This is a genomic window from Pueribacillus theae (genome assembly GCF_003097615.1).
In the GTDB taxonomy this organism is placed as follows: Bacteria; Bacillota; Bacilli; order Bacillales; family UBA6769; genus Pueribacillus; species Pueribacillus theae.
This window is the reverse complement of record NZ_QCZG01000025.1, coordinates 1-24422: the sequence shown is the minus strand read 5'-3', so window position 1 is coordinate 24422 and position 24422 is coordinate 1. Positions and strand designations below refer to the sequence as shown.

Genomic DNA, 24422 nt, shown 5'->3' with positions numbered 1-24422 from the left:
AACCCTCCTACCTGTAGCCTACTAATGGAAAGGCTCTGTAATAATTGTCGTCTTTTAATTCATTGAAAAGCATAAGCGACTGGCCGTCGTATTGCCCGGGAAAAAACATGACGACAGGCAACCGCCCGACGGCTTTATGGATATTATTCAAAATTGTGTGAGAACGAATAAATGGAAATGCTTTGCCAACCCCTGTAATGAACACGATGTCATTCGGCTGGACACGATCCCCCATATATCGGATGACGAGATCATTGTTTAATGTAAGGCGCAATGTTTTCTGTGTGGCATTTAAGACAAAGGAACTGCCTTTCTTTTTTTCCATTTCAAAGTTTTTTTCCAGGTAACTCTTTTGTTCGAGAATGTCAATGATGATTTCGTATAAATCAAATTCACGTATGTAAAAATCAGCGTCTTCTTTATTAATCCTATCTTTTAAATAGGCGATATGATCTCTAACAATCATCTCGTGTTCCGGATCGTAATCAAAGATGTGATAGCCGACTTCATTGCTCATCCCTTTGCTTTCGCGAAAAGCTGGATCTGTGATTTTTTGATAGATTGCATCCAGTCTTTCATGGATTGTCATCATCTTCGTTCACCTGTCAGAATTTCAACATAGATTTGCTCGCCGTGCATCAGTAAATGTTCTTTTACTTTCATATTTATCATTCCATTCAGCATCTCTCTTGGTTCTTTTTGCGTTTTTAGAAGCCCGGCTTCAAACAAAATGCGGATGTATACTTGCTGAAGCTTGTAAAAGGTGTAATCCTTCCATGAAGCAACCGTTTCACTTTGCTGTCGCTTATTCTCGAAAAAGGTCGAAAAATCTCGGTTTGTCAACTTCATATCCAATACGCTTACTTTTTCACGGAACACTTCGTTCATAAATTCATAGAAAAGGCGGTCGGTCTTTAAGATGGAGTAAAGGACGAGCAGTTTGCTTGTGGCCGTATCTCCATGGGCAATTTGCTGCAATAAAAAGGCATCGAGCAGCTCCAGCCTTCGAAGAATCGTGTTAGCCACTTCTTTTCTCCGGTTCTCTGTTTTCATTTGAAACAGATTTTCTTGAATCACAATTTGCCTTAACTGTGCCTCGTCCAATTCCTGAAGCAGCAATTCCGCCATTTTTTTGGTTTCCAAATAGAAAAATGGCCGGGTCTTGATTGTCGAGCGATACTTCCACTCTTTTTGCAATCGAATCCAGTCCCTTAGGTAGATTTTATTTCTATTTTAGCACATTTTTAGGACATCAGACTCAATGTTTTTGTCTAACTAGACAACTGCTTATCCCAGAATGAAGCCAATCTTTGTATAATAAGGCTGAATATTTTAAAAGGGAGGTAAAAGTAGGAAATTTGATGAGAAAGGAGGTGGCGGGTAAGGGTGGATAGAAAAATGGTGAAAGAAGCACTCGACTGTGTATTCACTGTTGCTGAAGCACGTAGCTTGCTACAAATGAGCAGATCTGCATTTCAGCAGGCAGTGACCAATTGCCGTATCAAACCTCTAAAAGAATTTGGAGAAGGTACTGGCAAAGTCCGACTCTTTTTTAGTCCAGATGTATATGAATACAAAAGAACGTTAGACGCAAAAAGAAAGAAGAACAAACGTTAAATTTCGTTATTTTTCCACACCCCTTAGATCGAGCGGACATATTGTCTCATACAAAGATCATACAAAGAGCGACCTTGTTAGGGGTGTGCTACTTTAAAATTTTAAAAATAACAACCATATTTTCCCCTATGAACTTTTTAGCAGTGTGCTTTCCCCGGCCACTGTTTAATAGATGGAATTTTGTTTTTCTATAAAAAATGCCACTTTATGTATAATGAACCATATAATAGATCGCTAGATGTTGCAGAACCGATCTGTCATACAAAAGCAGGTTCCTAATTAAGGGATCGGCACGGGCGAAAATAATCTTTTGGGCCATTAACTCAAGGGTAGTTTATTTTTATGGTAAAGTGACAGGATTGACAAAAAAGAACTTGCAAGAGCTATGGATTGTCACGGCAGTATCTCGTTTAGCTATCCGGAATGTTACCAATCATTCCTTTAAAACCTCAATATGTAATTTTTAACTCTAATTAAGGCTTTTCGACAATTTCTCGAAATTGAAAAGCTGAATACTTTTCATCTTTTCAATTTGATGTATAATAGAATTAAATGAAGCATATTATTAGAAAAGCCACTCCGATGTTCCAGCATCGAAGTGGCTATACAATAGCAGGTTCCCTTTAAGGGGATCGGCCCTGGGAATAATCCACCTGAGCCGTCATTTACTCAAGGGTGGATTATTTTTTATGGTTAAATGACAGGATTGATATAATAAGCCCAGCGAAAACAAAGATGAGCATCAATGTTTCAAACACTGTCATCAGCACCACCCCCTTTCGTTCTGGGGATGTTGCCGACCACCCTTGAGAAACCTTTATGCTATTGTCTATTTATTATAACATAATACGTACGTATGTTTGTACGTTTTGATGAAACTTTATCTTCTTTTCTAAGAACTTTGTGGGGTACAATTAAATTAAATTTCGTAATGTGTAGCCATTCAATTTAGGGCTTGCTGAATAAAACAAAATCCTTGAATACAATTTTTGTTTTTTGGAATCATAATACTAAAACAAGGAGCTCGAAAAGTATGGATAATAAAAATTTAAAAAGAAATGAACCAACAGTAGCACCTGGCATGAATACTCATGATTCTCTAGAAAAGAAAGCAACTAAAAAAAAATTAAACAAGGCAATTCCACCGAAGTAACTCGCCTTTTTATAGATAGAACACCAGAGGAGTAATTAACCATATTTCCCCTATGAACTTTGCTGTGATACGATAACCAAAACCAAGAATACTTAAACGCATGGGCCATATTTCCCCTATGAACTTTGCTGTGATACGATTGCAGTTAGATTGCACCTTAAACCTTTATTGCCATATTTCCCCTATGAACTTTGCTGTGATACGATCAAGTAAACCGAGCCTATCTAACACGGTTGGCCATATTTCCCCTATGAACTTTGCTGTGATACGATCGTCTTCTCAACGAGGTATCAGCAAAGAACGCCATATTTCCCCTATGAACTTTGCTGTGATACGATAAGGCAGAGGGGTTTTCACTAACGGCATGAGCCATATTTCCCCTATGAACTTTGCTGTGATACGATACACATCCCCAAACCCCTTGAAATCACTGGCTTTTAAGGGGTTTCTAGTTTGAAAAAACACACTTATAACTAAAGTTATTTAATGATTTATGGTTCCTTTAAAAATTTAAACGGCAATAAAAAAGCACTCGCATCAATTTGCAAGCACTTTTTTTAGAAGAAATCTGTTTTATTTGCACCTAATTCTTCTTCTGATGTTCTTACACCAAGAAGAATTTCCATATTTTCAAACTGTTTTTCCGTAATTTTCATGCAACGAATTGCACCGTTTACATTTGGAATATTCTCCCTTAACCTCTTTAGGTGTTTTTGCACAGCATCATTGCCGTTGCAAATACGGCTGTAAACAGAATATTGAAGCATCGTATATCCATCGTTTAAAAGAAATTTCCGAAATCTTGCATATTGCTTACGTTCAATGGAAGTGACCACAGGTAAATCAAAGAATACGATTAATCTCATGAAATTACTCATACACATGCTCATTTAAAGATACTAGTTCTGGCAAAACAAGCAACGATGGATCTGAGCTTCGACAAGCTGATATAAAGCTTTGAACCATTCTGTCTACGCCATTTGTTAAACTTTGTTTTTCATTCTTCCAAATCGCTTCATAGTTTAACAAAGCAAATAGCTTCTCCCGAACTTCCTTTGACCAAACCGATTCTTCATCAACATATAGCGCAACTGTAACATCAACGAAAGGCCTTAGAACTTCCATGAAATCATCGGCTAGATTAAATGCATTCGTCTGGCTGTCATGGAAAATTCCCAATGATGGTGTGAAACCATATCGGACAAGAGAACGAGAAACAAGAGAGCGGATAATACTATATCCATAGTTCAGAGCGATGTTTCTCACATCTTCATCTCGACGATTAAATGCCTCGCCAAATAGTTTTAAAAAATATAATCTCGCTCCATACGCTTCCCGATTTGTACGATCCCCAGACTCAACACTCCGTGATATCGCGTATATTTTCTGTGCTTCATCTGCTTTATGAATAAGTTCCAAACATCGAGCTTGATTTTCCAGCTTTCTAATTACAATTTGCTGCCAAATTCTCTTTTTGAACGGCTTCGATAAAGAAAGCTGCATATCCATAACCGCTTTTAGCCTTGAATGGCGGTGAAACGGCTGCAACAATCCGCTCGGCATTCGCTTTCCGTCACATACTATTACTTTAATATGATACTCGGTGCATTTGCTTAATAAAACATTGGTTATTGTAACTGCCGGTTCTTCTAATGTTAGCGTGCTAATATCCTCAAGCGGAATTCGAATGGTTTCTTCTTGCTGAATTAAAAGCTGCTCATTTTTTGTTGACAATCTGGCGGGATTTCGGATTACGATATGCCTATACGCCATGGCGAGTTTCCTTATTTACCTTTTTAATGTTTCCTAGTGGATCGACTTGGTATTTATCAAATGTTACAAGTCTTTGGACGCCAATACGATCTAATAAACTTCCTTCTTGAGACATTATTGTAATTTGACCGCTTGCAACGTCTACCTTTTTATAATAAAAGAAATTTTCTTGCCACAATATTTCCTCTTTATTTGTAAGTTTTACTTGCTTAGATTGCGGTAATTTTACATGTATTAAGTCGTTAGGATAGAGACTAAATTTAAATTGGTAATCTTCAGTACACTCCAACCAATCATTATAAGGTTTATTTTGTGTTATAAACCGATTTGGCACCCTTCCCTCTTTGACATCAGACACATAAATCGGTATTAAATAATATTTTCCGTTGTCTCTGTGTTGGAACACATCAGTTCTCGCGATGCTTGCATTATCTGCTGCTGTTTTTTCATCTAACGCAACAAAAAGGTTACGCTTGTCTTCAATCTTCACCGAACGAATAATCGGCGCTTTTTCTGGATTTTTAGATGGTTTATAAAGAGGTTCAGCAAAGGCTTTTTTCTTATCTTTGCCATATGCTAGATATCTCTCTTTAATTGCATTATAAGTTCTTGGATCAGATTCTTTTCCGTACATTGGAAAGTCACCATTTTTGTCAAATGTGATTTTATCTAGGCCGGTTTTTGTCACTACAACAGTATACCCTTTATCATTTTCGCCTCTTTGCCTTCGGAAAGTCTTTTCATGAAGCTGGCCTTTTACCCCGCGCTTCGGCATTCGTGACACAAAAATAGGCTTTACTTCATTGATAAATTGTTCATCATACGCATCGCTGGCAAGTGATTCAAGTGCCATTTTTAAGTGAAGAGGGTTTTGCAGCAACCGCGCTTCTAATTCTTTTGAAAATCCTTCCCATGGTTCAGGAAATTGCTCTTTTTCTCTTTTCAGCAATTGTGCGGTGCTTATTTCTTTTCTTTTAAAGAATGCACTCACTTTGTGGTAGTTGTCATGGCTGACAGCGACTATGGCAGCATCCAGTGCATGGTGAAGATCGTTTTCTTCTCTGTTTTTGTTAAATCCCCATCTTTTTCTCATTAATGAGGTGTACGCGCCATTAACGGTGTAAACGTATTGCTTTTTCCCTTTTTCTTCGCGGAATTGAAGATTTTCTTCGATAAAGTTTTTCAAAAATCTTGTGGTGTACCTTGTATCGTTCAGGTTGCGGGCGCGGAAAGCTTCCTCTTGTTCTTCATCAAAAGCTGTTTTCAATAAAAGGCTTTTCTTTTTCCGACCGACTTTTAACGAAGAAACATAAGAAATAAATTTCTCCCATCTTTTTTCGTCATGGCCAAACCATTCAAAAGGTGTTCGGTTTTGCTTATTTTGATTCTCCCTGCCTAGAACAAGTACTTTGTTTTGATTGCTATCATCAAAGCTCCGGCTGTACGGGATAATATGATCTACTTCTGCATAGCCCGGTTCAAACAATCTTTCGATCGTTATGGGTTCCAATGAATAAGCACATTTTCCATTTTGTTCTTCCCAAAGCTTGTATTTGAGGATGTCGTGTCCTCTTGGATCGCTAATGCTAGGATGAAGCTCCTGAATTCGGCTTCTTGCTTTATCGTTCACCAAGCGGTTTGCATTGTATTCTTTTGAAATTTTTGAGCGTTCATTATAAGGCCGTCCCATATCTCGGGCTAGTTCTATATAAAGGCCAGAAGGGCTTCCATATCTTTTAATGATCGCGTTAATTACTTTTCTCGATTGGGAAAGTGAGCGGAGTACAACCGGATTTCGTATTTCATTTCCAGGGATTACCGGAAGTAATTTTGATTTTTCCATATTGTTTCTTTGGTTAATAGTGTAACCGCATAACTCACAGGCTTCTGTATATGAATAGCCGGCTTCCATATGTACAAGCAATTCTTTAAGAGCTTTTAAAGAGAGATGAGAAAATTTCGAAAAGGATAGACCGAGCAATCCTTCAATTAGTGCGTCGCTGTACACCCGGTTTGCCAGATTTTTTAATTTTTTTCCTTTCGAGTCAACGTATTCATTTTTTAAATAATCCTTGATGTCTTGGTCGTCTTTAAATACCGTTAAAGCATAAGCAATCGTATCATAATCAACTGGCCGGTATTCAAGGACTGCCGTTTTGCCTTCCGAACCTTTTATGATACTTTTGATTTTGTATTGTCCTTCAAGTGAGATGAATACAACTTTCTCGTTTTCTTTAACAGACTTGCTTTCATCATAAAAAAGTTCATTGAATCGTGCAGATTCATCAAGTGACAGCGCTTTACGCAAATCAGAATACTTCACTTCTTTTTTATCGAATAAGAGATCAAGGGCAAGTTCTCTCTCAATCTCCGATAATTTTCGTCCCGGTTGATCAATGGATAAAATGCGCAGACGATTCAACTTATCCAAAGCCCTGAACCGTTCAAACTGATAAGAGAATTTCGGCGCTCTTTTTTCACCTTTTATGAGAGAACAGTCACCGACTTTGCTCATGATTGCTTCTTTTGAAGCAAATGGACGCTGCGAACTCCAAATGTTCAAATATTTCTGTTCATTTTCTTTCGTTGCAAAAGGATGGCCAAATTCCCGTTGTTTTTCAAAAATGATTTTTATTTCGTTTTCCAAATCATCGCGCGCGAAGACGTGCGTATATTGACCGCTTCGATTACGCTTTCTTCCATCGAAAAGCTCTGTTTCATAGACTAATAATTGGGCAATCGTTTTATAGTTTTTTTCTTTCATTATTTGCTGGTTTTCTTTAACCGAAGACAACATTAATCCATTTTCCGTTTCTTTCGTTTCACTTTTTCGATTTGATTTAAAGCCTCGGTGCTTGGCGCAATGGATTAAAATTCTTGCAAACTCGCGATCTTCTAATTTTCGCTCTAATGCATTTACCCTAAGAAGCCAAATATCTAAATCGCCGTCCTGCCAATCATATAAAGATTCCGCTTGCACTTTTGTAAGCAAGCCTTGTTTTATTATAAAATGACGGACGCGTGATACGCGGTATTTTCTCCTTCTAAGTCTTCTTCTTACTGATCTTGCTTCTCTTCTTGGTGCAGCTAATGAGGAACCATCTTTAGGATTTTCAGCCACTTCAAACATTCTGACGCCCAGGTTCTCAATGCGTTCTTTATCTAAATTAATAACAGCCCATCCAACAGATGTCACTCCAATATCCAACCCGATATGATACCTCAATCTGAACACACTCCTTCACGGCGCAATGCGATGATAACAAAAAAATGACTAAATTTCTTTAGTCATTTTTTTGAGGGAGACTCCGACTAAACGGAAAGACGATCCCTAACGTCTCGGCTTCATGCCTTACCATATGAACCCTATGAACTTTGCTTTGATACGATTGTGGTTTCCCCAAACCACATTTCCAATATAGCAAATATTACCAACCTTGTAAAGTGTTTTTAAAACTTTTTTCGCATTTAAAAAGACCTACACAACTTTTTTTTAAGCTTTGCGTCTTTCTTGGAGGTTAGAAATGAGAGCAATTTTTTGTATTCATTTTTAGTAAAAATAGGAAATAACATATACACCGGAAAATTAAAGAAGATAAATCAGATAATTTACCATGAAAAGACTGAATGAAAGCTTCTATTGTTTCTTTGCTACTAGCTTTGCTCCAATCTAGCTCATAATCGGATTTCAAAGCAATTTGTCTTGCCAATTCCCTAATGGTTCTCCCATTTCCTTCTCGAAAAGGGCGAAGAGCGTTCAATTCCGATAAAAAATAAGCAAGTCGGTAAGCAAATTTTTCAACGGGTAAACCTTTCAAAGGTTGCTCCTCATTCAATTCGTTAAAGATACGTTTTGTATATTTAATTTACCGCCATTCCTTCTTGAGGAAATAAGCCGGCTTCCTTAAGCGGAAGAAGATCGATATCATCAACTGACATTTCAAGAAAAATGCCCTCCTCGTCTAAAGCAAACACTTCTCCTAGTTGCTTTGCCGATTCTTCAAATCTGCCCAGTAACGAAAGATAGCAAGCTCGATTATATTTAACGTACAAATCGTCACCCTGCAGCTTCAAAGCATCATCCACACATTCCAGTGCCTCGATGGCGCGTTCTTGTAATCGATAGATGATCCCTAGTTCGTTCAAGGCCTCTATATCCTCAGGCAGAAGCTCCAAGGCTTTTTTCATTGCCAGCTCAGCATTCGGATAGTCCTCCATCTCGGCATACACTTTTGCTAAGTGAAAATACCCTCTATCAACACCAGGCTCTATATCCAGGCATTTCACATAGACAGCCTCAGCGTCCTTAAGCTTTCCTTGTAAAAACAAAATTAAGCCAAGCAAATTCATATATTCCGGCTCATCGTATTCCTCAACAAGAGTCTCCATTATATTTTGAGCCTTAAATAAATATTTCATTTGTTTCTTCTCGCTGATTTCCACCCTTTCATTTACATAAAGGCTTGCAAGTTTATAGGCCAAATCCGGATTCCACTGGATTTTGATCGTTTTTTCCAAAACTTTGATCGCATCTTCAGAACTAGACATTTGCAGGTAAAAATCCGATAGCCAGTCGGTAGCAGTACTATTTTCGGGGTCCAGCTTTATTGCCGTTTCATAGAGAGTAACAGCTGTGCCGATATGAAAACTAAGTTTCGTAAACCCTGTGAGCTTTTTAAATAAACCCTTGCCTTCATGATCTTCCCGATCCTCCATCAAATCGGCTACCATTTTTTCATAAGCCGCCGCACTATGCATAAAGACAATGCTTTTTTCCTTTTTTGTCAGCTTTAATTTTTTTAAATCATTTTCGATTTGCGCAAGGGACTTTGTTTTCGAATAAATATCGACAAGTGTTTCATACCATTCCCTATTATGGAAATTTTCCTGAATCGCTTGGAGGCATTCGTTTTTGGCTTTTTTAAGATCGCCTTTTTTTATAAAAAGTTTAACCTGATGATGCCGCAGCTCCGGCAATTCTGGAGAATGCTCCAGTGCCTTTGTTAAATAGGCCTCTTCCTCCTTTATGTTACCGAGCTTTCCATAAATATAAGCCATGGAATCGTATATAAATTCCTTCTCATATTTTTTCTTGTCCAGATCCCTAAACTTTTGCAAAAAATCTTCAAGCATCGATGGTTGATCCATTAATTCAATGATTGCTTCAACAGAAACGCAATAGGGATTGATACGGAATGCTTCCATTAAATAATGAAGCTCTTCTAATTTGTTTTCTTGCAGGCTCGCAATGTTGGCGAGATCCAGCAGCGCCTGTTCATGGCACGGATCAAGCCCAAGCACTTTGTGATAATATCCTTTAGCTTTCTCAACATCTTCAAATTTAGAATAAATGTCACCAAGCCTGTATAGCGGAAGAACGTCTTCTTTCATGGCTAAAGCACGCTTATAATAGCTTCTCGCTTTGGCCAAATATCCGTTATTTTCGTATAAACTGCCAATATAACATAAGAGCAGAAAATCGTCTTCTCTATTCTCACGTTCACATTCAAGAAATTCTATTCCTCTCCTGTAGAAAGGGGTGTCCTCTATAAGGCCTGTGTATAATTCCAGAGCCTCTTCCAAATGAGAGGCAGTCTTCCTTATACCCTGTTCCATATAAGTTAAGGCCTGCTTAAAATAAGTTTCATCTAGTTCCCTTTCCATAGCTGTTTCCCAAATGATCTTTCCGATGTTGATCAAAAATTCGTTATGATCCTTAAATTGATCGTAAATTTTGGTAATGTAAGAGAAAAACTCACTAATTTTTTCTTCTTCTTTCAATAAGAATGCAAGCGAAATAAATGCTTCCGGATCTTCAGGGACCTTTTCAGCAGCTTTTGTGTAATAGATCCTCGCCTTATCATATTCCTTGTTCCTTTCATAAAGCTCGCCTAATTCTTGGAGAAGAAGGGTATCATTATCCGTTTTCATAAGCCCGTTTTTTAGAACTTCTTCTGCCATTTTCATATCTTCATAGGCAAATTCATAGAGATTTGCCAGTTCACGATAAGGGAATGAAACTTTTGGGTCTAAACGAATAGAGACTTTGAATCCTCTTTCCGCCTTATGATGGCGTCCTAGCTGATTATCACAGCGGGCTCTTTCATACCAAACAAGGGCATCGTCTTTTTTCATTTTTAGAGCTGTGGTAAAAAAATTCCTTGCTTCCGCATATTGTTCGTTATCAAATAAGATCATTCCGTGGTTTGTTATTGGAAAAATATCACGGTTATTTATATCAAGCGCAATCTTTGAAAATCTTAAGGCGTCTTTGTATTGGCCATGGTTTGAGGTTGAAATCGCCAAATACGACCAGAGTATATAATCATCCGGTTCATTTTTTATTCCCTTTTTAAATTCATTACACGCAGCAAAATAATCTCCCTTGTTATCATATAATCTGCCTTTAAGATAATGATAAGTAGGATCATCTTTCCTTCCCAGTTTTTCAAGGCATTGGAAAGCATTTTTCTCCTTCTTGACCGTTACATATGCCATGGCAATGATAAGATTCCTATATTGGGAGTCACTTATATGGCGCTCCGTTACTTCTATAAGCTTCTCCAGGAACTCCGTATCCAGGAAATTGGCCAAATATTTGACAGCATATACTGCAACTAGCGGATTTTCCTTATTGTTTTCTAAAAACATAAGATCTTCTTGTTCCAGCGAGTGGTTACATTCCTCTGTAAGCAGCAGCAGCTTTTTGTTCGTTTCATGCTCTACGTTATCCAGAAAATGAAGTTTATCCGCTTCATTAGCAGGGACAATCGCCACAGATAAGGCAAAGTTATTTCCCAGCTCTTTTTCAAAATCTTTATATTCCAGGTGGTGAGGTTCTCTGAAATTCGGATCCTGAATGTGAAACACCTGTAAATTATCGTCATAACCCGTTAAAATTTGAATATGTGAGGATGTTGGATAATCAATGGTAATCATAACGGCGATACTCTGGTCGATTAAACTCTTAAATCTTTCCTCATTTCCATGGAAGAGACGGCAGTAAAATCCATTTTCTTCTAAGTAGTCGATTGCTTTGGATATCTTTGTTCCAGTCACATCAAAGATTGATTCTGCAATTTCATCCTGGCTGATTTCATACGAAAACATGCTTAAGGCCATTTCAATACCCGCAGGAACACAGAAATTATATTTTTGTACAACAGGTTTGTAATTCAATTTTTTGAGGCCTTTATTTTTATTGCCATCAAAATGCTTAAAATGCGTATGCTTGGTGAGATCCGGGTGGGAAGCTAGATGCTGATGAAGCAGGCTTAGTTTTTCTTCCTCATAATAAGCTTCTGCTACGTAATAATCATACAGTTTTTTATTATCGTGATAAGGAGAAATATGATCTAACAGAGCAATTGTCTCCCTCATCTTATGCCACTGCTTTTGGCTGTAATGAAACCTGATTTTCTCCGCCAAAAGCTTTGGATAATGTGGATGCTTCTTTAACCCCTCCTCTAAATAGCTTCCCGCTTTCATCATATCTCCCTGCATGGAGTAATGCTGGACAAGAAAAGTATAAGCAAGTGCCGAATCTTTCTGGTCCTTTTTGCCTTTTTCAAGAAGACGAAGGGCCGTGCTCCATTCACCTTTATTAAGGTAATAGTAAGCCCACCTGGTATTCATACTATTCTCCGATGCTTTTTCACATTTTTTCATATAAAAATAGCCTTCTCGAAAGCGCCGCATGTGAATGAGCGCCACTGCCATATTGAAATACAGCTTCTCGGCTAATTCTGGAGATAAATCCTCTTTTTCCAGATCTTTTAACAATTCCTCTGCTTCGATTAGCTTCTCGTCATCGATTAATTGGTCACAATACCAAATGGTTGCAGATGGAGATTCTCGCCTTCTGTACTTGTAATTGATTAGGATACGCCTCCATTGGTGCATTAAAGCAACATCCATAACCCATAGCAAATCTTTCATATGTTCTTCCGGAAGATTCGCAAGGTTTCTGATTCCCGATAATTTATTTTGTTTTATATAGCTTTGGAACTGCCCCAAAAAGATGCTAATTGAGCCCCGATAATCTTGATCCTCAAGCAAACCTATGAATGTTTTTGTGCTCATTTCACTACTCCTTATTTAAGAAAATAAATAATTTTAATAAAGTCATGCACAACTACACATTTATTGTTGTGAATATTATAATAATTTAAAAAAGTTAACCGAACTTTTTCGTTAAAAGAATTTATTTTCAAGCATAATAAAGCCCGAATTAGCCGCTTTCTGCGCGTTGTACCATTAAGGAAGAAGCTCTAGCCTAAAAGGTTTATAATATACTCGCTTCTTCCATATCGATTATAAACGATACAGTCCTTCGCTGGCTATTTAATATTTAAAAAAGCTGCCAATCTATGTGATTAGCAGCTTTTTTACATTAAATAAACCCGTATCCAATGATAAATACGACAATGATGGAGATTAGAAATTGAATCCACAGACCACCTGTTGGTTGCCTTTTTTTCCCTTTAGTAAGGATAAGTTCCATTGAAGCGATGAGCCAAATGGCTACGAGCATTTTGATGATGGCGATAAGCATGAAGTTTAGTTTAATAACAAGTCCTGCTCCCGTAATAATCGTCAAAATGAAGAAAAGACGCAAAATCATGTGGGTGATTTTCTGTCCTTTTTCGTTCCCAGAACGAAGCAATAAATAGCTAATCAAAAAGAAAAGCAATGTAAGCGCCCATGATGTCACATGGGAATGGTAAAATGCAGCATAAGGCAATCTTCTTCCCCCATTCTATTTCATTTCCGTTTCCATTTTAACAAAGGTTAAGTGGAAAAGCACCTGTTACATTGCTTTTATTAGTCCGCCATCAACTAAAATTGCTTGTCCTGTTACATATGTATTGGCTTCTGAGCAGAGAAACACGAGGATGTTCGCAAATTCTTCAGGTGTCCCGTATCTCCCTAGCGGAATCATGGCCTCAGATTGTGCTCTTACTTCCTCAAGGCTTATTCCTTTTGAATCAGCTGTTTTCTGATTAAGCTCAATGATGCGATCCGTTTCAATTCTTCCGGGGCCTATCGTATTAATTAGAATATTGTCTTTCGCAAGCTCTTGGGAAAGGCTTTTTCCGAGACCCATGATCCCGGTTCTAAACGTATTCGACAGAGTTAAATTTTCAATCGGCTGTTTGAAAGATGACGAAGCGATATTCACAATACGGCCGCCTTTTTGCTTTCGCATATAAGGCAATACTGCTCTCACTGTCCGGACGACGCTTAAAAGGGTTAATTCGAAAGCATTTACCCAATCTTGGTCAGCAAAATCGTCAAAATTCCCAGCCGGTGGACCTCCTGCATTATTCACTAAAATATCAATCGTGCCAAAACGATTGCCCGTTTCGTAAACGAGATCGACGATTTGCTCGTTATCCATGATGTCACAAACTTTGTAAGCAATGTTTGCGCCTGTTTTTTCGCGGATTTCGTCGGCTGTTTTTTGAAGTTCTTCCTCATTTCTGCTAGAAATCATGACATTTGCGCCTTCTTCGGCGAATTTCATCGCGGTTGCTTTTCCAAGGCCTTTGCTCGATGCAAGGACAAGTGCTGTTTTTCCTTTTAAACCGAAATCCATATGTTTCATACCCCCATATTTTTTCTTCACATTCAAAAAGGAAGGGTGGCCCTCCCTATTACAATCCTACTGCAATATATTTTGTTTCTAAATACTCTTCAATTCCTTCGCTTCCGCCCTCGCGTCCAAGCCCGCTCTGTTTCATTCCGCCAAATGGAGACTGCGGCGCTGACGGCACGCCATCATTCCAGCCGACAATCCCATATTGAAGGCTTTCGGCTACTTCAATTCCCTTTTTGTAGTTTTCCGTAAACACGTAAGCAGCGAGCCCGTAATGGGTTTGATTTGCATATTTCACAGCCTCTTCGATCGTTTTCACTTTTTGAATCGGGGCAACAGGGCCAAATGTTTCTTCATTCATAATAATCATGCCTGGTTGGACGCCTGTTAAAATCGTCGGATTGTAGAAATACGTGTCGCCTTCTACTTTTCCTTGCCCACCTAATACACAGTCAGCTCCTTGTTTGATCGCGTTTTGCACATGCCTGTCAATTTTTTCGTAGCCTTTTTTGCTTATAACTGGACCGATGTCAATTCCTTCTTCAAGGCCATTGCCAACTTTCAGCTTGGAAGCTTCAGCAACAAATTTTTCAACAAACTCGTCGTGAATGCCTTCCTGGACGTAAATCCGGTTTCCGCAAATGCAAGTTTGACCGCCATTGCGGAATTTTGATAACAATGCCCCGTTAACCGCTTTGTCGATATCTGCATCATCAAGCACAATGATAGGGGCATGCCCGCCGAGTTCCATCGACATTTTTTTCACTTGATCGGCTCCTTGCTTTAACAGCAACTTCCCGACCTCAGTAGATCCGGTAAATGTGATCTTGCTTACGTGAGGATTCGTGAGCATTTCTTCACCGATTTCCGATGCTTCGCCTGTTACGAGGTTTACGACCCCTTTAGGGATACCCGCTTTTTCACACAGTTCAACGAGCATTATTGCAGTTAATGGCGTTTCATTCGGTGGCTTCACGATGAACGTACAGCCTGAAGCAAGCGCCGGTCCAAGCTTTCTCGTAATCATGGCGGCAGGGAAATTCCACGGTGTAATCGCCCCAACGACGCCGACCGGCTGCTTCGTTACGAGCATACGCTTATTATCAACATGAGAAGGAATTGTCCTTCCATAGACGCGCTTTCCTTCCTCGGCAAACCATTTAATAAAATCTGCCGCGTACTTCACTTCACCGATTGCTTCGCCTAGCGGTTTCCCCATTTCCCGCGTCATCAGTTCCCCCATTTCATCTGCAGATTCAATCATTAAATCATACAGCTTCTCTAAGTACCCGGCCCGCTCATACGCCGTTAACTTCGACCATGTTGGAAATGCATCATAAGCCGCCGCAATGGCTTCTCGCGTTTCTTTTTTTCCTGCATTGGGGACCGTACCGACCAGCTCACCTGTTGCGGGATTTTTCACTTCAACTTTGTCTAAGTTTTCTCCCGTCCACGAACCATTTATGTAGAGTAATTTATCCATGCGTCTTCCTCCTTAAAATTATACTTTTACTCGGTGTCTACCCTATTTGCTAAAGTGCCAATCCCTTCAATTGTAATTTCCACAACATCGCCAGCAGAAAGCACCTTCGGCGGATTAAATCCTGCCCCTACACCAGAAGGTGTTCCTGTAGCGATAATATCTCCCGGCTCCAAGGTCATTCCCTTTGATAACACGGAAATCAGTTCTGGTATGTCGAAGATAAACTGTGAAGTTGAAGCGTTTTGGCGCACCTCCCCGTTTATCTTTGTCACAATTTTTAAGTCGTGCGGATCTGTAATTTGTGACTTATGCACAATAACAGGACCCATTGGGCAAGAACCATCAAGACTTTTTCCGATCAAAAATTGTTTATGGCGCTTTTGCAAATCCCTTGCGGTCACATCATTAATAATGGTATAGCCAAAAACATAGTCCATTGCCTCTTCCCGTTTGATTGCCTTGCCCCGTTTTCCTATAATAACAGCCAGCTCCCCTTCATAATCGAGCTGTTCAGTCACTTCTTTATGAAGGGGGATCCGTTCATTGGGGCCAATAACAGTTGTCGGCGTTTTTGAAAAAACCATCGGCGCTGTCGGGATATCATCTTTGCTGCCCATTTCAATCGCGTGATCAACGTAGTTTTTTCCAACGCAAAAAATATTTTTTGCCGGTCTTGGAATTGGTGCAAGAAGTTTGATTTCTGAAAGAGGAATCCCTTTACCATCCATTGTTTCTTGCAACTCTGTTACTTTTTTAATAAAATCGTCACCTAGGCGAATCGCTTCGAGCATCGTTTTTGGCAAAGAGCCATTTGTAGCGGCATGCAAATCAAAAAATGTTTCTCCAATGATGACTCCAATTGTTGGTTTTCCATTTATTACTGCAGTGGCAAGCTTCATCTGCCTTCCTCCCAAAGATATTGTCCTTTAAACATTCTTTCTTTATTTAAAATTCCCTCTTTATCATTTTAGCCAACAATGTCCCGGAAAGAAAACGATCTACCTTAATTTATTCTTTACATTTTCAAAATCGCTAGCTGTCCTTCTAAAGTTGCTTCTTCAATTGTACGTGGCGCCAAGCAATCCCCTATCGGTTTTACTACAGGCGCTAAATCTTTAATTTCTTCATATAACTCAATGTTAGGAACACGACCAAGAGAAAGCACAATCGAATCCCACTGATCCATTTCTTCTTTTTCATGTGAAAAAAGGTTTCTGATAACAACTTTTCCATTTTTAATTCCGCCAAAATCATGGTGAGTCTTCATTTTAATATTGCATTCGTAAAGTTTTTTCATATATTCATTGGTTCGAATTTTGAACGCATGGGGGAGAGATAGGCATGTTTAATTGGTGAGGGGGAACGATATGGGTTTGACCTGCGTATGTGCTTGAATCACCTGCTGTTACATTAATGAAATGGACACGGATCTTATCAACAAGGGAACTCTACGATTTGCACAGCATCTTTTAATATGGTTCCGTCCATCGTCATGTCGACTGAGCTCATGCGAATGCCAACTGTAAAATCTTCGCCAACCTTTTCAGTGGCAGCTTATGTTTCATTCCCCTTTATCATGAAAGCAACAGGCGGATTTCCTGATGCTATAATTAACGCTACGAAAGTTGTTGAAAAACCTGATTTATTAAGTTGGCATGGCATTACAGGTCCGAACGCGTATATGGGAACACCGGCTGAAGTCATTATTTGGGCTATCATTTTAGGCTTAGTTTGGGGATCCGTTGTCGCAATTAGCCCTTGGCAAAGCAGCCGTTATTTAATGGCAAAAAATGAACATGTAGCCATTCGTTCAGGTGTATGGGCGATGATTTCAATTATCACTATTTATTTATTTTTACATCTTAGTATTACAACCGTTAACAATATTAAACCTGACATAGACCCAACAGAAAAAGTATTTATATGGGCAGCAATGAATATTGTCCCAACATGGCTTGGTGTAATTATAGTTAGCGGAATTATGGCAGCAGCGCTTTCATCCTGTGCAACTTTCTTACAATTAATTGGAAGCAGCATCGCCAGAGATATTCTTGAGCAATCACGCGGTACAAGCTATTCAGATAGGACTTTATTAAATGTAAGCCGGATTTCCATGGTTATCATCAGTATTATTATTCTACTAATCGGCCTATGGCAGCCACCATCTGTTATGTGGATTGGCTATTTCGCGGCAACTTTATTTGCTGCTTCGTGGGGGCCTGTCGCATTTTCCAGCGTATTTTCTAAAAAGGTAACAAAAGAAGGCGCCTTTTGGAGTATTATTATAGGATTTCTCGGGGTTATTTTCGGAGAATTACTTGGAAAATGGGGCGTTGCACTGCCAGTGTATTTAAATCCCGTAATTATCGGAGTTATACTTAGTGGCATTACTCTAATGATTGGTTCCCGTTTTGGAACGATTACAGAAGAGGAACGGGCATATCAAGAACGATTGCATCAGCGCTCAATAGACGAAAATGAAGAGAAAGAAATGGCAATTACTCGCAAATATCCAGCGTATTTAATGATTAGCGGCGTACTCATTATCGTGATCACATTCGTATTCTACTATTGGCCTCTTACATTAGCTGGTTAATATAAGAACTGCTTCCTTAGATATTAAAAGGAGGTAGTTCTTTCTTTTTATTAAACAGCACTTTGTCTTCTGTTTGTCTATTCGGAATCACATAGGGTTTCTTAGGTATATATAAACCTTCTATCCCATTGTATAAACTTCTCAAAAAACTCTTCGAGAAGTTTTATAACGTTTCTTCATACTTCGCATGCAAGTCTTTAAATGCTGCGACAAGGGCATTTGTTGCTTTGCCTTTATAATGTTCTTCGATAAGGCGGACTGGATAATCCACACCATCTTTCAAACTAATTCCACGGAGCAGGCTGCCAATAAAATCCCGGCCATGCTCTGTTGCCAGTGTACAAGATGCTTCGAGGATAACGCCGTATTTCTTGTCAATTTCAGCTGTAATGGTTAGCGTATCAAAGACGCTTTTTGCGGCCATTCCTTGTGGAAGCCTTGCGTGCCCTGCTACAAAATATGTATGAATGATTTCCAAAAAAACCACCGTCCTATGATCAATCTATATAAGATATACCATAGGACGGTTTATGATGCTAGCATTCATTTTATAAAAAAGTTAGATTTACTCGTTTCCTTTCCATGCCGGAAGCATTTTACGGAGTGGTTTGTCTTCACGGTAGCCAAGTACGTAGTCTGCTTGCATGAGCGTGTGAATTTCACGAGTTCCTTCGTAAATCACTGGAGCTTTTGAGTTTCTAAGATGGCGTTCGACTGGATATTCGTTTGAGTATCCGTATGCGCCGTGAATTTGAACGGCATCATTTGCAGACTCGTTCGCAAAGTTACATGCTTGCCATTTTGCAAGTGATGTTTCTCTCGTGTTGCGTTTTCCTGCGTTTTTAAGCTCGCCAGCACGATAGACAAGAAGGCGGCTCATGTGAAGTTTTGCTTCCATGTTTGCGATCATTTGTTTGACAAGTTGATGCTGGCCGATTTCTACACCAAATGTTTTACGCTCTTCACAGTATTTCACACTTTCTTCCAAACAAGCGGAGATGATGCCGCAAGCGCCTGCCGCTACTGTAAAACGTCCATTGTCAAGCGCTGACATGGCAATTTTGAAGCCTTCGCCTTCTTCTCCGAGCAAGTTTTCTTTCGGAACTTTTACGTTATCGAAGAACAATTCTCCGGTGTTTCCTCCGCGAATACCGAGTTTTCCTTTAATGGCTTTAGATGAGAAGCCTTCCCAAGTGCGTTCGACAATGAATGCAGAGATGCCACGGTGTTTTTTACTTTTGTCAGTATAAGCGAACACAAGGAAATGATCAGCGACATCACAGAGAGAAATCCATGTTTTTTGGCCGTTTAATACGTAGTAGTCGCCTTCTTTTGTTGCTGTCGTGTTCATTGCCGCAACGTCAGAACCTGCGTTAGGCTCAGTTAAGCCGAAAGCGCCGAATTTTTCGCCTTTTGCTTGAGGGACAAGGTATTTTTGTTTTTGCTCTTCAGTCCCCCATTGGAGAAGCGTCATGCTGTTAAGTCCAGTATGCACAGAAACAGCAGTACGGTAAGCGGTATCACCACGCTCAAGCTCTTCACAGACAATCGCAAGCGAGTTGTAATCCATGCCAGCTCCACCGTATTCTTCAGGGATGCATACACCCATCAAATCAAGTTCGCCAAGGCGTTTCATAATCCCCATGTCAAAATGGCCTTGTTCGTCCCATTCTTTCATGTATGGGTTGATTTCCTTGTCTACGAAGCTGCGAACCATGTCTCTAAGCATTTCTTGTTCTTTTGAAAGATTAAAATCCATTGCATTCCCTCCAATTTTTTTGTATATGATGAAATACTCTTTAATAGAGTAAATTTCGTAAACTCAAATAACTTTTTCAGCCTTTAATGAATTGATTTCATATTCTTTCAAACCAAGCTCTTTCAACACTTCTTCTGTATGTTCACCAACCATCGGCGGGTGTTTCCTTACCGAAACCGGCGTCCGAGAGTAATGAATCGGGCTGCCAACGAGTGAAACTTTCCCTGCTTCAGGATGGTCAACTTCGACAAGCATATTTCGTGCCTGGATTTGTTCTTCATCAAAAACGGCTTTCATGTCATTGATTGGACCACATGGTACTCCCGCTTGGTTTAGTAACGATTGCCAATGTGAAGCATTTTCTTGTTGAAACGCATCGGAAAGAATCGATGTCAAAACTTTCCTATTTTCCAAACGTTTTTCATTCGTTAGAAAACGCTCATCTGATGGGAGGCTGTCCAATCCCATGGCTGAACACATACGCTTGAACTGGCCGTCATTCCCGACAGCGATGGCCATTTCACGATCTTTTGTCTTAAATGTTTGGTAAGGAACAATATTTGGATGCTCATTCCCCAAACGTTTCGGTACTTTTCCGGAAACAAGGTAATTGCTGGCTGCGTTTACGAGCGCGCTTACTTGTGAATCAAATAAAGCTAAATCGATGCTTTGCCCCAAACCGGACTGATTCCTCTCGTTAAGCGCAGCTAAAATGCCAATCACCGCATTCATCCCAGTCAACACATCAGAAATCGCAACACCTACTTTCATTGGACCTGATTCTTCAGTACCTGTGATGCTCATCAGCCCACTCATCGCTTGAATAACGAAGTCATAGCCAGGCAGATGCTTATAGGGGCCTGTTTTGCCAAATCCGGTGATTCCGCAATAGATCAAGCCAGGATTGATAGATTTTAAGCTATCGTAATCCAATCCCCACTTTTCCATCGTACCATATTTAAAATTATGGATTAATACATCTGACTGCTTCGCTAAATCTTTAATAATTTGACGTCCTTTTTCCGATTTCAAGTTGACTGTAATTGCCCTTTTGTTGCGGTTCGCGCATAAATAGTAGGCACTTACATTGTTTTGGAATGGCGGTCCCCAATGACGTGTATCGTCGCTTCCGCCTGGCGATTCTACCTTAATCACGTCAGCGCCAAGATCGCCTAAGGTCATCGTGCAGTATGGGCCGGCAAGCACCCGGCTTAAATCGAGAACTTTAATTCCAACTAAAGGTCCGCTCATCTTCTCACCTTCTTTCCTTTGTCCAAAACTAAAAACCAGTAAATAGCATGCACTGATGGACAGGATACATGCAATTTACTGGCTTAACAGTTCGAGAAACAATTCGGGCATTGAATTGCCATCAAACTTAGGCAGTTTTTATTAAATGTTATGAAACTTCTCTTTTATTTTAAAAGGATCGGTAGATTATGTCAATGGGTTTTTGCTTCGCCTTCTTGTAATTTGCCCCTGTGCTTGTAGCTTTTTCTTTTTATCAACCATATTCCAAATTTTCTTTTTGAAGTTGAATCGTATCAATTCCCTCTCGAACCGCCAATTTTGTTTATTGAACCGAAATATGTACACTATTTTTTTCAATATTAAAGCGGGACAGGTCGATGATAAACAACCGGAGCTTGAAATCAATCAACTGCGAAACGAATTATTTGAATTACTGATGAAATCCCTCCGAGAAAGCTTACAAATTGCACAAGAAGACACCCGTCTGCTATCTTATAGCCGTATCTTTTTCTTTACCCTGCAAGGCATAGTAGGGACGTATACTTTTTCTAAGGAATCCCCTGAGGAACTTATGGAAAGATTGGGTACAACGTTTGATGAAGCTGTAGAAGTCCTGCTGATTGGCTTTAAGAGTAAATTAGGAAAAAAGGAGAATAGCTAATGAAAGCCACGCAAATTTCGGATCATATTTGGAGTTTAAAAACGTGGATAATGATTCCTATTCATGTGTGGATTGTTATTGACGAGGACGGAGTTACTTTAATCGATGCAGGAATACCGCAAATGGCGAATGGAATTTTGAAATTTATTAAGAGGCTGCAAGCGGGTCCGCTGAAAAGAATTTTACTGACCCACGGACATTCTGACCATGTAGGCTCAATAAAACGGATCTTACAAACTTATCCCGTTCCTGTATATGCTCATCGTATTGAAATTCCCTATATGGAAGGGGATTTGCCATACCCACGCAGAAAGAAGGCTGTGCAATTCGTTACAAAGGGATTGTCGCAAGCTTTACAGCAAAATGAACAAGGAAATTTTCACACGATAGGCGGTCTAAAGCCTTACTTCACTCCGGGCCACTCACCAGGTCATGTAGCTTATTACCATGAAAAAGATCAAGTGCTGCTCGCCGGAGACTTGTTTACCTCGAAGAATGGAAATCTTAAACGTCCTATGCCCATTTTTACTGCGGATATGCAAGAGGCAATACGAAGCAGTAGTATTTTATTAGATTTAAATCCGAAGCGACTAGAAATTTGCCATGGTGATTCTGTATATTCTCCTGCGGATCAACTTGCTTCCTATCAAAATAAATATAAGAACCAGTAGATATTTTTATAGAAAAACCTCAAGTTCTGTTCGTGTACGAAGTGCGAAACTACGGGGGTCTCAACCCCTAATGGATAAACTCCTTGTTTTGCATATTTATTCATTTGCGTTATATTGAATTTATAAGAGTCGGAGATTTGGCAGAAGAATAAATTGGATTGTTATTACTTCTTGGAAAAATTCAATTTGCACATCGTAATCATAAGACATACTAAAATAATAACTCCTACTAGTGTATGCAATAAATATGATTGGATGGAATTAGTGGGTGAATTAATGTTTGCGCTTATCGTTTGAGAGGCGCTGTCATTTTCTATTAAAGCAGAACCGTAGGTTACTGCCTGTTCACCTACCTTGATATTTTTTCGTCCGAATTTTTCATAAAGGAATTGTGCATAACTTTCTTCATATGGGGTGATGCCGACCTCAACTAACTACATCATTAGTAAGTACCGTGTGTGACATTAAAGCCTCTTTTCTTTAACTCTTTCTTACCTTCATCTTCTAAATAGTTGTCAATTTCAGCCTGTTTATCAAGCAATACATTTTCATCTTTCACGGATAAAATCTTGAATTTGAAAATTAGGTTCTTCCTCTGCCGTTGGAAAAATAATTAAACTGCAATAAAGGAATGTCTTTACTTGCATTTACTTTTGAAATCACTTTCATTAATCATAACCCCCTAATATTTCTGATAATGTAAATCTATTTCAAAATGATAATTTGACTAGCTGTCGCCTGAACTGGATATGACTCAGCAACCGAACCGACAAATATAACTTCAACAAGCAGTCCTTTTTGTAATTCCTGCATCAATGCCTTAACCTTTTCGCCATCTTTTAACGAGAAAACTTTCGTATCCTCCGTTACTTTCACGCTTGCTTTATCGTACTCAGTGTCTTTCTCCTTTTCTCCTTCGACTAAAATTTGTTTGCCCTCAACCCCTTTTAATTCTTCTACTTCTTCAATTGTTCCACGGATTGAAACGCCTGTATCTTTCTCGCTTGTATCACTTTTATTGCTACCGCAGCCTGTGACAACGAGCATACTACTTATCAGAAGAAAGAAAACCAATAGCCTTTTCATCCAGATTCTCCTTTAAGCTTGTATTTGATAGTAAGACACACATTCGAACGTAAAAGTTTCACGGTGTGGGATTTTTTTCCGCCAATCAAAAATAGAGGTCTAAAACAAAAATAAGCCGAGAATCTTATAAAATACGTTCTCGATAAACATCGGTTAGAGTACTTAGGTGGTGGAAACGCCATCCACTAGACGACAGAGTCGGTCAAGCAGTTTCACAGTGGAAATATGTATGGATACGGTGGTTTCAGAAGAATAAGGCATTCAAAAATTATTTCCAAGCATCTAATACCTCCAGTTCAAGTTGAAGTACCACTTATGGATCGCTAGATTTGGGTCGCGACAGACCAAATGTTTCCTGCAAAGTCTCGAAATGACCCTCTTCTATCGGGATCCCCTTCTCTTTCCTTAGGTTCTTCGATAGGAGCACACCCTAACTCAAGTGCTTTACTAAACACTTCATCTACATTAGAAACATAAACATGAACTAGTAAATGATTCGTCGGGAATTGTTCCGAAGAATCCCCAACCATAATCACAGTATCGTCAATCTGAATTTCCAGATGCATGATTGTTCCATCAGGCATATCATATCGTCTCAGTTCTTTTGCATTAAACAAATTCACCATCAAGTCAACAAATTTCTGAGCACCGTCTACTACAAAATAAGGAGACAATGAATTATATCCATTTGGTTTAAAAGTGCTTTCCATGTTTATATCCATTCCTTTCGCTTCGCTCAAGGCACAAAACGCTATGAAACAATTGTGCCTCGAG

22 protein-coding genes and 1 CRISPR repeat array are annotated in these 24422 nt (G+C 39.3%); of the genes, 4 read left to right on the top strand and 18 right to left on the bottom strand.

Annotated elements, in window-relative coordinates; all coding sequences use genetic code 11:
• Positions 1-7: 7 nt before the first annotated feature.
• Entirely contained in the window at positions 8-592 is a 585-nt protein-coding gene (locus DCC39_RS12055; protein ID WP_116555156.1) for a DUF1788 domain-containing protein, read from the bottom strand.
• Positions 589-1197 carry a DUF1819 family protein gene (locus tag DCC39_RS12050; RefSeq protein WP_116555155.1) on the bottom strand — a complete coding sequence of 203 codons (609 nt, stop codon included), beginning with the start codon at positions 1195-1197 and terminating at the stop codon, positions 589-591. The genes DCC39_RS12055 and DCC39_RS12050 overlap by 4 nt, the downstream gene beginning before the upstream one ends.
• Before the next feature lie 189 nt (positions 1198-1386).
• On the opposite strand from DCC39_RS12050, the gene DCC39_RS12045 reads away from it, so the two are divergent.
• The gene (locus DCC39_RS12045; protein WP_116555154.1) at positions 1387-1617 is read left to right on the top strand and encodes a hypothetical protein; all 231 of its coding nucleotides are present in this window, start codon (positions 1387-1389) and stop codon (positions 1615-1617) included.
• A gap of 680 nt (positions 1618-2297) precedes the next feature.
• Here the strand turns inward: DCC39_RS12045 and DCC39_RS19820 are convergent.
• The 11 genes from DCC39_RS19820 to DCC39_RS11995 form a co-directional block, all read right to left on the bottom strand.
• Positions 2298-2381, bottom strand: coding sequence for a putative holin-like toxin (locus DCC39_RS19820; RefSeq protein WP_407071854.1), 84 nt, complete (start codon positions 2379-2381; stop codon positions 2298-2300).
• 427 nt (positions 2382-2808) lie between these two features.
• Positions 2809-3174: direct repeats of the CRISPR family, unit length 36 nt; unit sequence GCCATATTTCCCCTATGAACTTTGCTGTGATACGAT.
• A 153-nt stretch (positions 3175-3327) separates the two neighbouring features.
• Positions 3328-3636: a CRISPR-associated endonuclease Cas2 gene (cas2, locus tag DCC39_RS12040; protein WP_116555153.1), complete on the bottom strand. Its 309-nt coding sequence runs from the start codon at positions 3634-3636 to the stop codon at positions 3328-3330.
• 4 nt (positions 3637-3640) lie between these two features.
• Positions 3641-4543: a type II CRISPR-associated endonuclease Cas1 gene (gene cas1 / locus DCC39_RS12035; protein WP_116555152.1), complete on the bottom strand. Its 903-nt coding sequence runs from the start codon at positions 4541-4543 to the stop codon at positions 3641-3643.
• Complete coding sequence (gene cas9 / locus DCC39_RS12030; RefSeq protein ID WP_116555151.1) at positions 4533-7769, bottom strand: type II CRISPR RNA-guided endonuclease Cas9; 3237 nt, start codon at positions 7767-7769, stop codon at positions 4533-4535. Before cas9 ends, cas1 begins: the two co-directional genes overlap by 11 nt.
• Positions 7770-8061: 292 nt before the next feature.
• Entirely contained in the window at positions 8062-8361 is a 300-nt protein-coding gene (locus tag DCC39_RS12025; protein WP_165820855.1) for a Fic family protein, read from the bottom strand.
• A gap of 43 nt (positions 8362-8404) precedes the next feature.
• Complete coding sequence (locus DCC39_RS12020; protein ID WP_116555149.1) at positions 8405-12625, bottom strand: tetratricopeptide repeat protein; 4221 nt, start codon at positions 12623-12625, stop codon at positions 8405-8407.
• Positions 12626-12935: 310 nt separating this feature from the next.
• Positions 12936-13286, bottom strand: a complete 351-nt coding sequence (locus DCC39_RS12015) for a YisL family protein (RefSeq protein WP_116555148.1) — start codon at positions 13284-13286, stop codon at positions 12936-12938.
• 66 nt (positions 13287-13352) lie between these two features.
• Complete coding sequence (locus tag DCC39_RS12010; protein ID WP_116555147.1) at positions 13353-14141, bottom strand: SDR family oxidoreductase; 789 nt, start codon at positions 14139-14141, stop codon at positions 13353-13355.
• Between the two features lie 58 nt (positions 14142-14199).
• Positions 14200-15624: an NAD-dependent succinate-semialdehyde dehydrogenase gene (locus DCC39_RS12005; RefSeq protein WP_116555146.1), complete on the bottom strand. Its 1425-nt coding sequence runs from the start codon at positions 15622-15624 to the stop codon at positions 14200-14202.
• A gap of 26 nt (positions 15625-15650) precedes the next feature.
• On the bottom strand, positions 15651-16523 hold the full coding sequence (locus DCC39_RS12000; RefSeq protein WP_116555145.1) for a fumarylacetoacetate hydrolase family protein: 873 nt from the start codon (positions 16521-16523) through the stop codon (positions 15651-15653).
• A gap of 116 nt (positions 16524-16639) precedes the next feature.
• The gene (locus DCC39_RS11995) at positions 16640-16921 is read right to left on the bottom strand and encodes a hypothetical protein (RefSeq protein ID WP_116555144.1); all 282 of its coding nucleotides are present in this window, start codon (positions 16919-16921) and stop codon (positions 16640-16642) included.
• Between the two features lie 216 nt (positions 16922-17137).
• Here DCC39_RS11995 and DCC39_RS11990 point away from each other — a divergent pair, with 216 nt between their 5' ends.
• Positions 17138-18220 (top strand): sodium:solute symporter family transporter, encoded by a 1083-nt coding sequence (locus DCC39_RS11990; RefSeq protein ID WP_240613630.1) that lies wholly within the window; start codon positions 17138-17140, stop codon positions 18218-18220.
• Between the two features lie 163 nt (positions 18221-18383).
• Here the strand turns inward: DCC39_RS11990 and DCC39_RS11985 are convergent, their stop codons facing one another.
• The 3 genes from DCC39_RS11985 to DCC39_RS11975 form a co-directional block, all read right to left on the bottom strand.
• Positions 18384-18698, bottom strand: coding sequence for a DUF3870 domain-containing protein (locus DCC39_RS11985; protein WP_205948503.1), 315 nt, complete (start codon positions 18696-18698; stop codon positions 18384-18386).
• Positions 18699-18785: 87 nt separating this feature from the next.
• Complete coding sequence (locus DCC39_RS11980; protein ID WP_116555142.1) at positions 18786-19979, bottom strand: acyl-CoA dehydrogenase family protein; 1194 nt, start codon at positions 19977-19979, stop codon at positions 18786-18788.
• Between the two features lie 63 nt (positions 19980-20042).
• A complete protein-coding gene (locus DCC39_RS11975; protein WP_116555141.1) occupies positions 20043-21230 on the bottom strand; it encodes a CaiB/BaiF CoA transferase family protein in 1188 nt (395 codons plus the stop codon).
• Between the two features lie 337 nt (positions 21231-21567).
• On the opposite strand from DCC39_RS11975, the gene DCC39_RS11970 reads away from it, so the two are divergent.
• The gene (locus DCC39_RS11970) at positions 21568-21891 is read left to right on the top strand and encodes a hypothetical protein (RefSeq protein ID WP_116555140.1); all 324 of its coding nucleotides are present in this window, start codon (positions 21568-21570) and stop codon (positions 21889-21891) included.
• Positions 21891-22562: an MBL fold metallo-hydrolase gene (locus DCC39_RS11965; protein WP_116555139.1), complete on the top strand. Its 672-nt coding sequence runs from the start codon at positions 21891-21893 to the stop codon at positions 22560-22562. The genes DCC39_RS11970 and DCC39_RS11965 overlap by 1 nt, the downstream gene beginning before the upstream one ends.
• 705 nt (positions 22563-23267) lie before the next feature.
• On the opposite strand, the gene DCC39_RS11960 is transcribed toward DCC39_RS11965, so the two are convergent.
• Both DCC39_RS11960 and DCC39_RS11955 read right to left on the bottom strand, forming a co-directional pair.
• The gene (locus DCC39_RS11960) at positions 23268-23648 is read right to left on the bottom strand and encodes a DUF3221 domain-containing protein (protein ID WP_116555138.1); all 381 of its coding nucleotides are present in this window, start codon (positions 23646-23648) and stop codon (positions 23268-23270) included.
• A gap of 323 nt (positions 23649-23971) precedes the next feature.
• Positions 23972-24422: VOC family protein (locus tag DCC39_RS11955; RefSeq protein ID WP_240613629.1), on the bottom strand; the 451-nt coding region annotated here is incomplete at its 5' end.

What these genes read in the sequence shown, in the direction of transcription:
- DCC39_RS12005 (WP_116555146.1), bottom strand. Translation starts at nt 15,624, where the DNA reads ATGGATAAATTACTCTACATAAATGGTTCGTGGACGGGAGAAAACTTA.
- DCC39_RS11970 (WP_116555140.1), top strand. Translation starts at nt 21,568, where the DNA reads ATGTACACTATTTTTTTCAATATTAAAGCGGGACAGGTCGATGATAAA.
- DCC39_RS12000 (WP_116555145.1), bottom strand. Translation starts at nt 16,523, where the DNA reads ATGAAGCTTGCCACTGCAGTAATAAATGGAAAACCAACAATTGGAGTC.
- DCC39_RS12055 (WP_116555156.1), bottom strand. Translation starts at nt 592, where the DNA reads ATGATGACAATCCATGAAAGACTGGATGCAATCTATCAAAAAATCACA.
- DCC39_RS11960 (WP_116555138.1), bottom strand. Translation starts at nt 23,648, where the DNA reads ATGAAAAGGCTATTGGTTTTCTTTCTTCTGATAAGTAGTATGCTCGTT.
- DCC39_RS12020 (WP_116555149.1), bottom strand. Translation starts at nt 12,625, where the DNA reads ATGAGCACAAAAACATTCATAGGTTTGCTTGAGGATCAAGATTATCGG.
- DCC39_RS11990 (WP_240613630.1), top strand. Translation starts at nt 17,138, where the DNA reads ATGCCAACTGTAAAATCTTCGCCAACCTTTTCAGTGGCAGCTTATGTT.
- DCC39_RS19820 (WP_407071854.1), bottom strand. Translation starts at nt 2,381, where the DNA reads ATGACAGTGTTTGAAACATTGATGCTCATCTTTGTTTTCGCTGGGCTT.
- DCC39_RS11965 (WP_116555139.1), top strand. Translation starts at nt 21,891, where the DNA reads ATGAAAGCCACGCAAATTTCGGATCATATTTGGAGTTTAAAAACGTGG.
- DCC39_RS12010 (WP_116555147.1), bottom strand. Translation starts at nt 14,141, where the DNA reads ATGGATTTCGGTTTAAAAGGAAAAACAGCACTTGTCCTTGCATCGAGC.
- DCC39_RS11995 (WP_116555144.1), bottom strand. Translation starts at nt 16,921, where the DNA reads ATGAAAAAACTTTACGAATGCAATATTAAAATGAAGACTCACCATGAT.
- DCC39_RS11980 (WP_116555142.1), bottom strand. Translation starts at nt 19,979, where the DNA reads ATGGATTTTAATCTTTCAAAAGAACAAGAAATGCTTAGAGACATGGTT.
- DCC39_RS11975 (WP_116555141.1), bottom strand. Translation starts at nt 21,230, where the DNA reads ATGAGCGGACCTTTAGTTGGAATTAAAGTTCTCGATTTAAGCCGGGTG.
- cas2 (WP_116555153.1), bottom strand. Translation starts at nt 3,636, where the DNA reads ATGAGATTAATCGTATTCTTTGATTTACCTGTGGTCACTTCCATTGAA.
- cas1 (WP_116555152.1), bottom strand. Translation starts at nt 4,543, where the DNA reads ATGGCGTATAGGCATATCGTAATCCGAAATCCCGCCAGATTGTCAACA.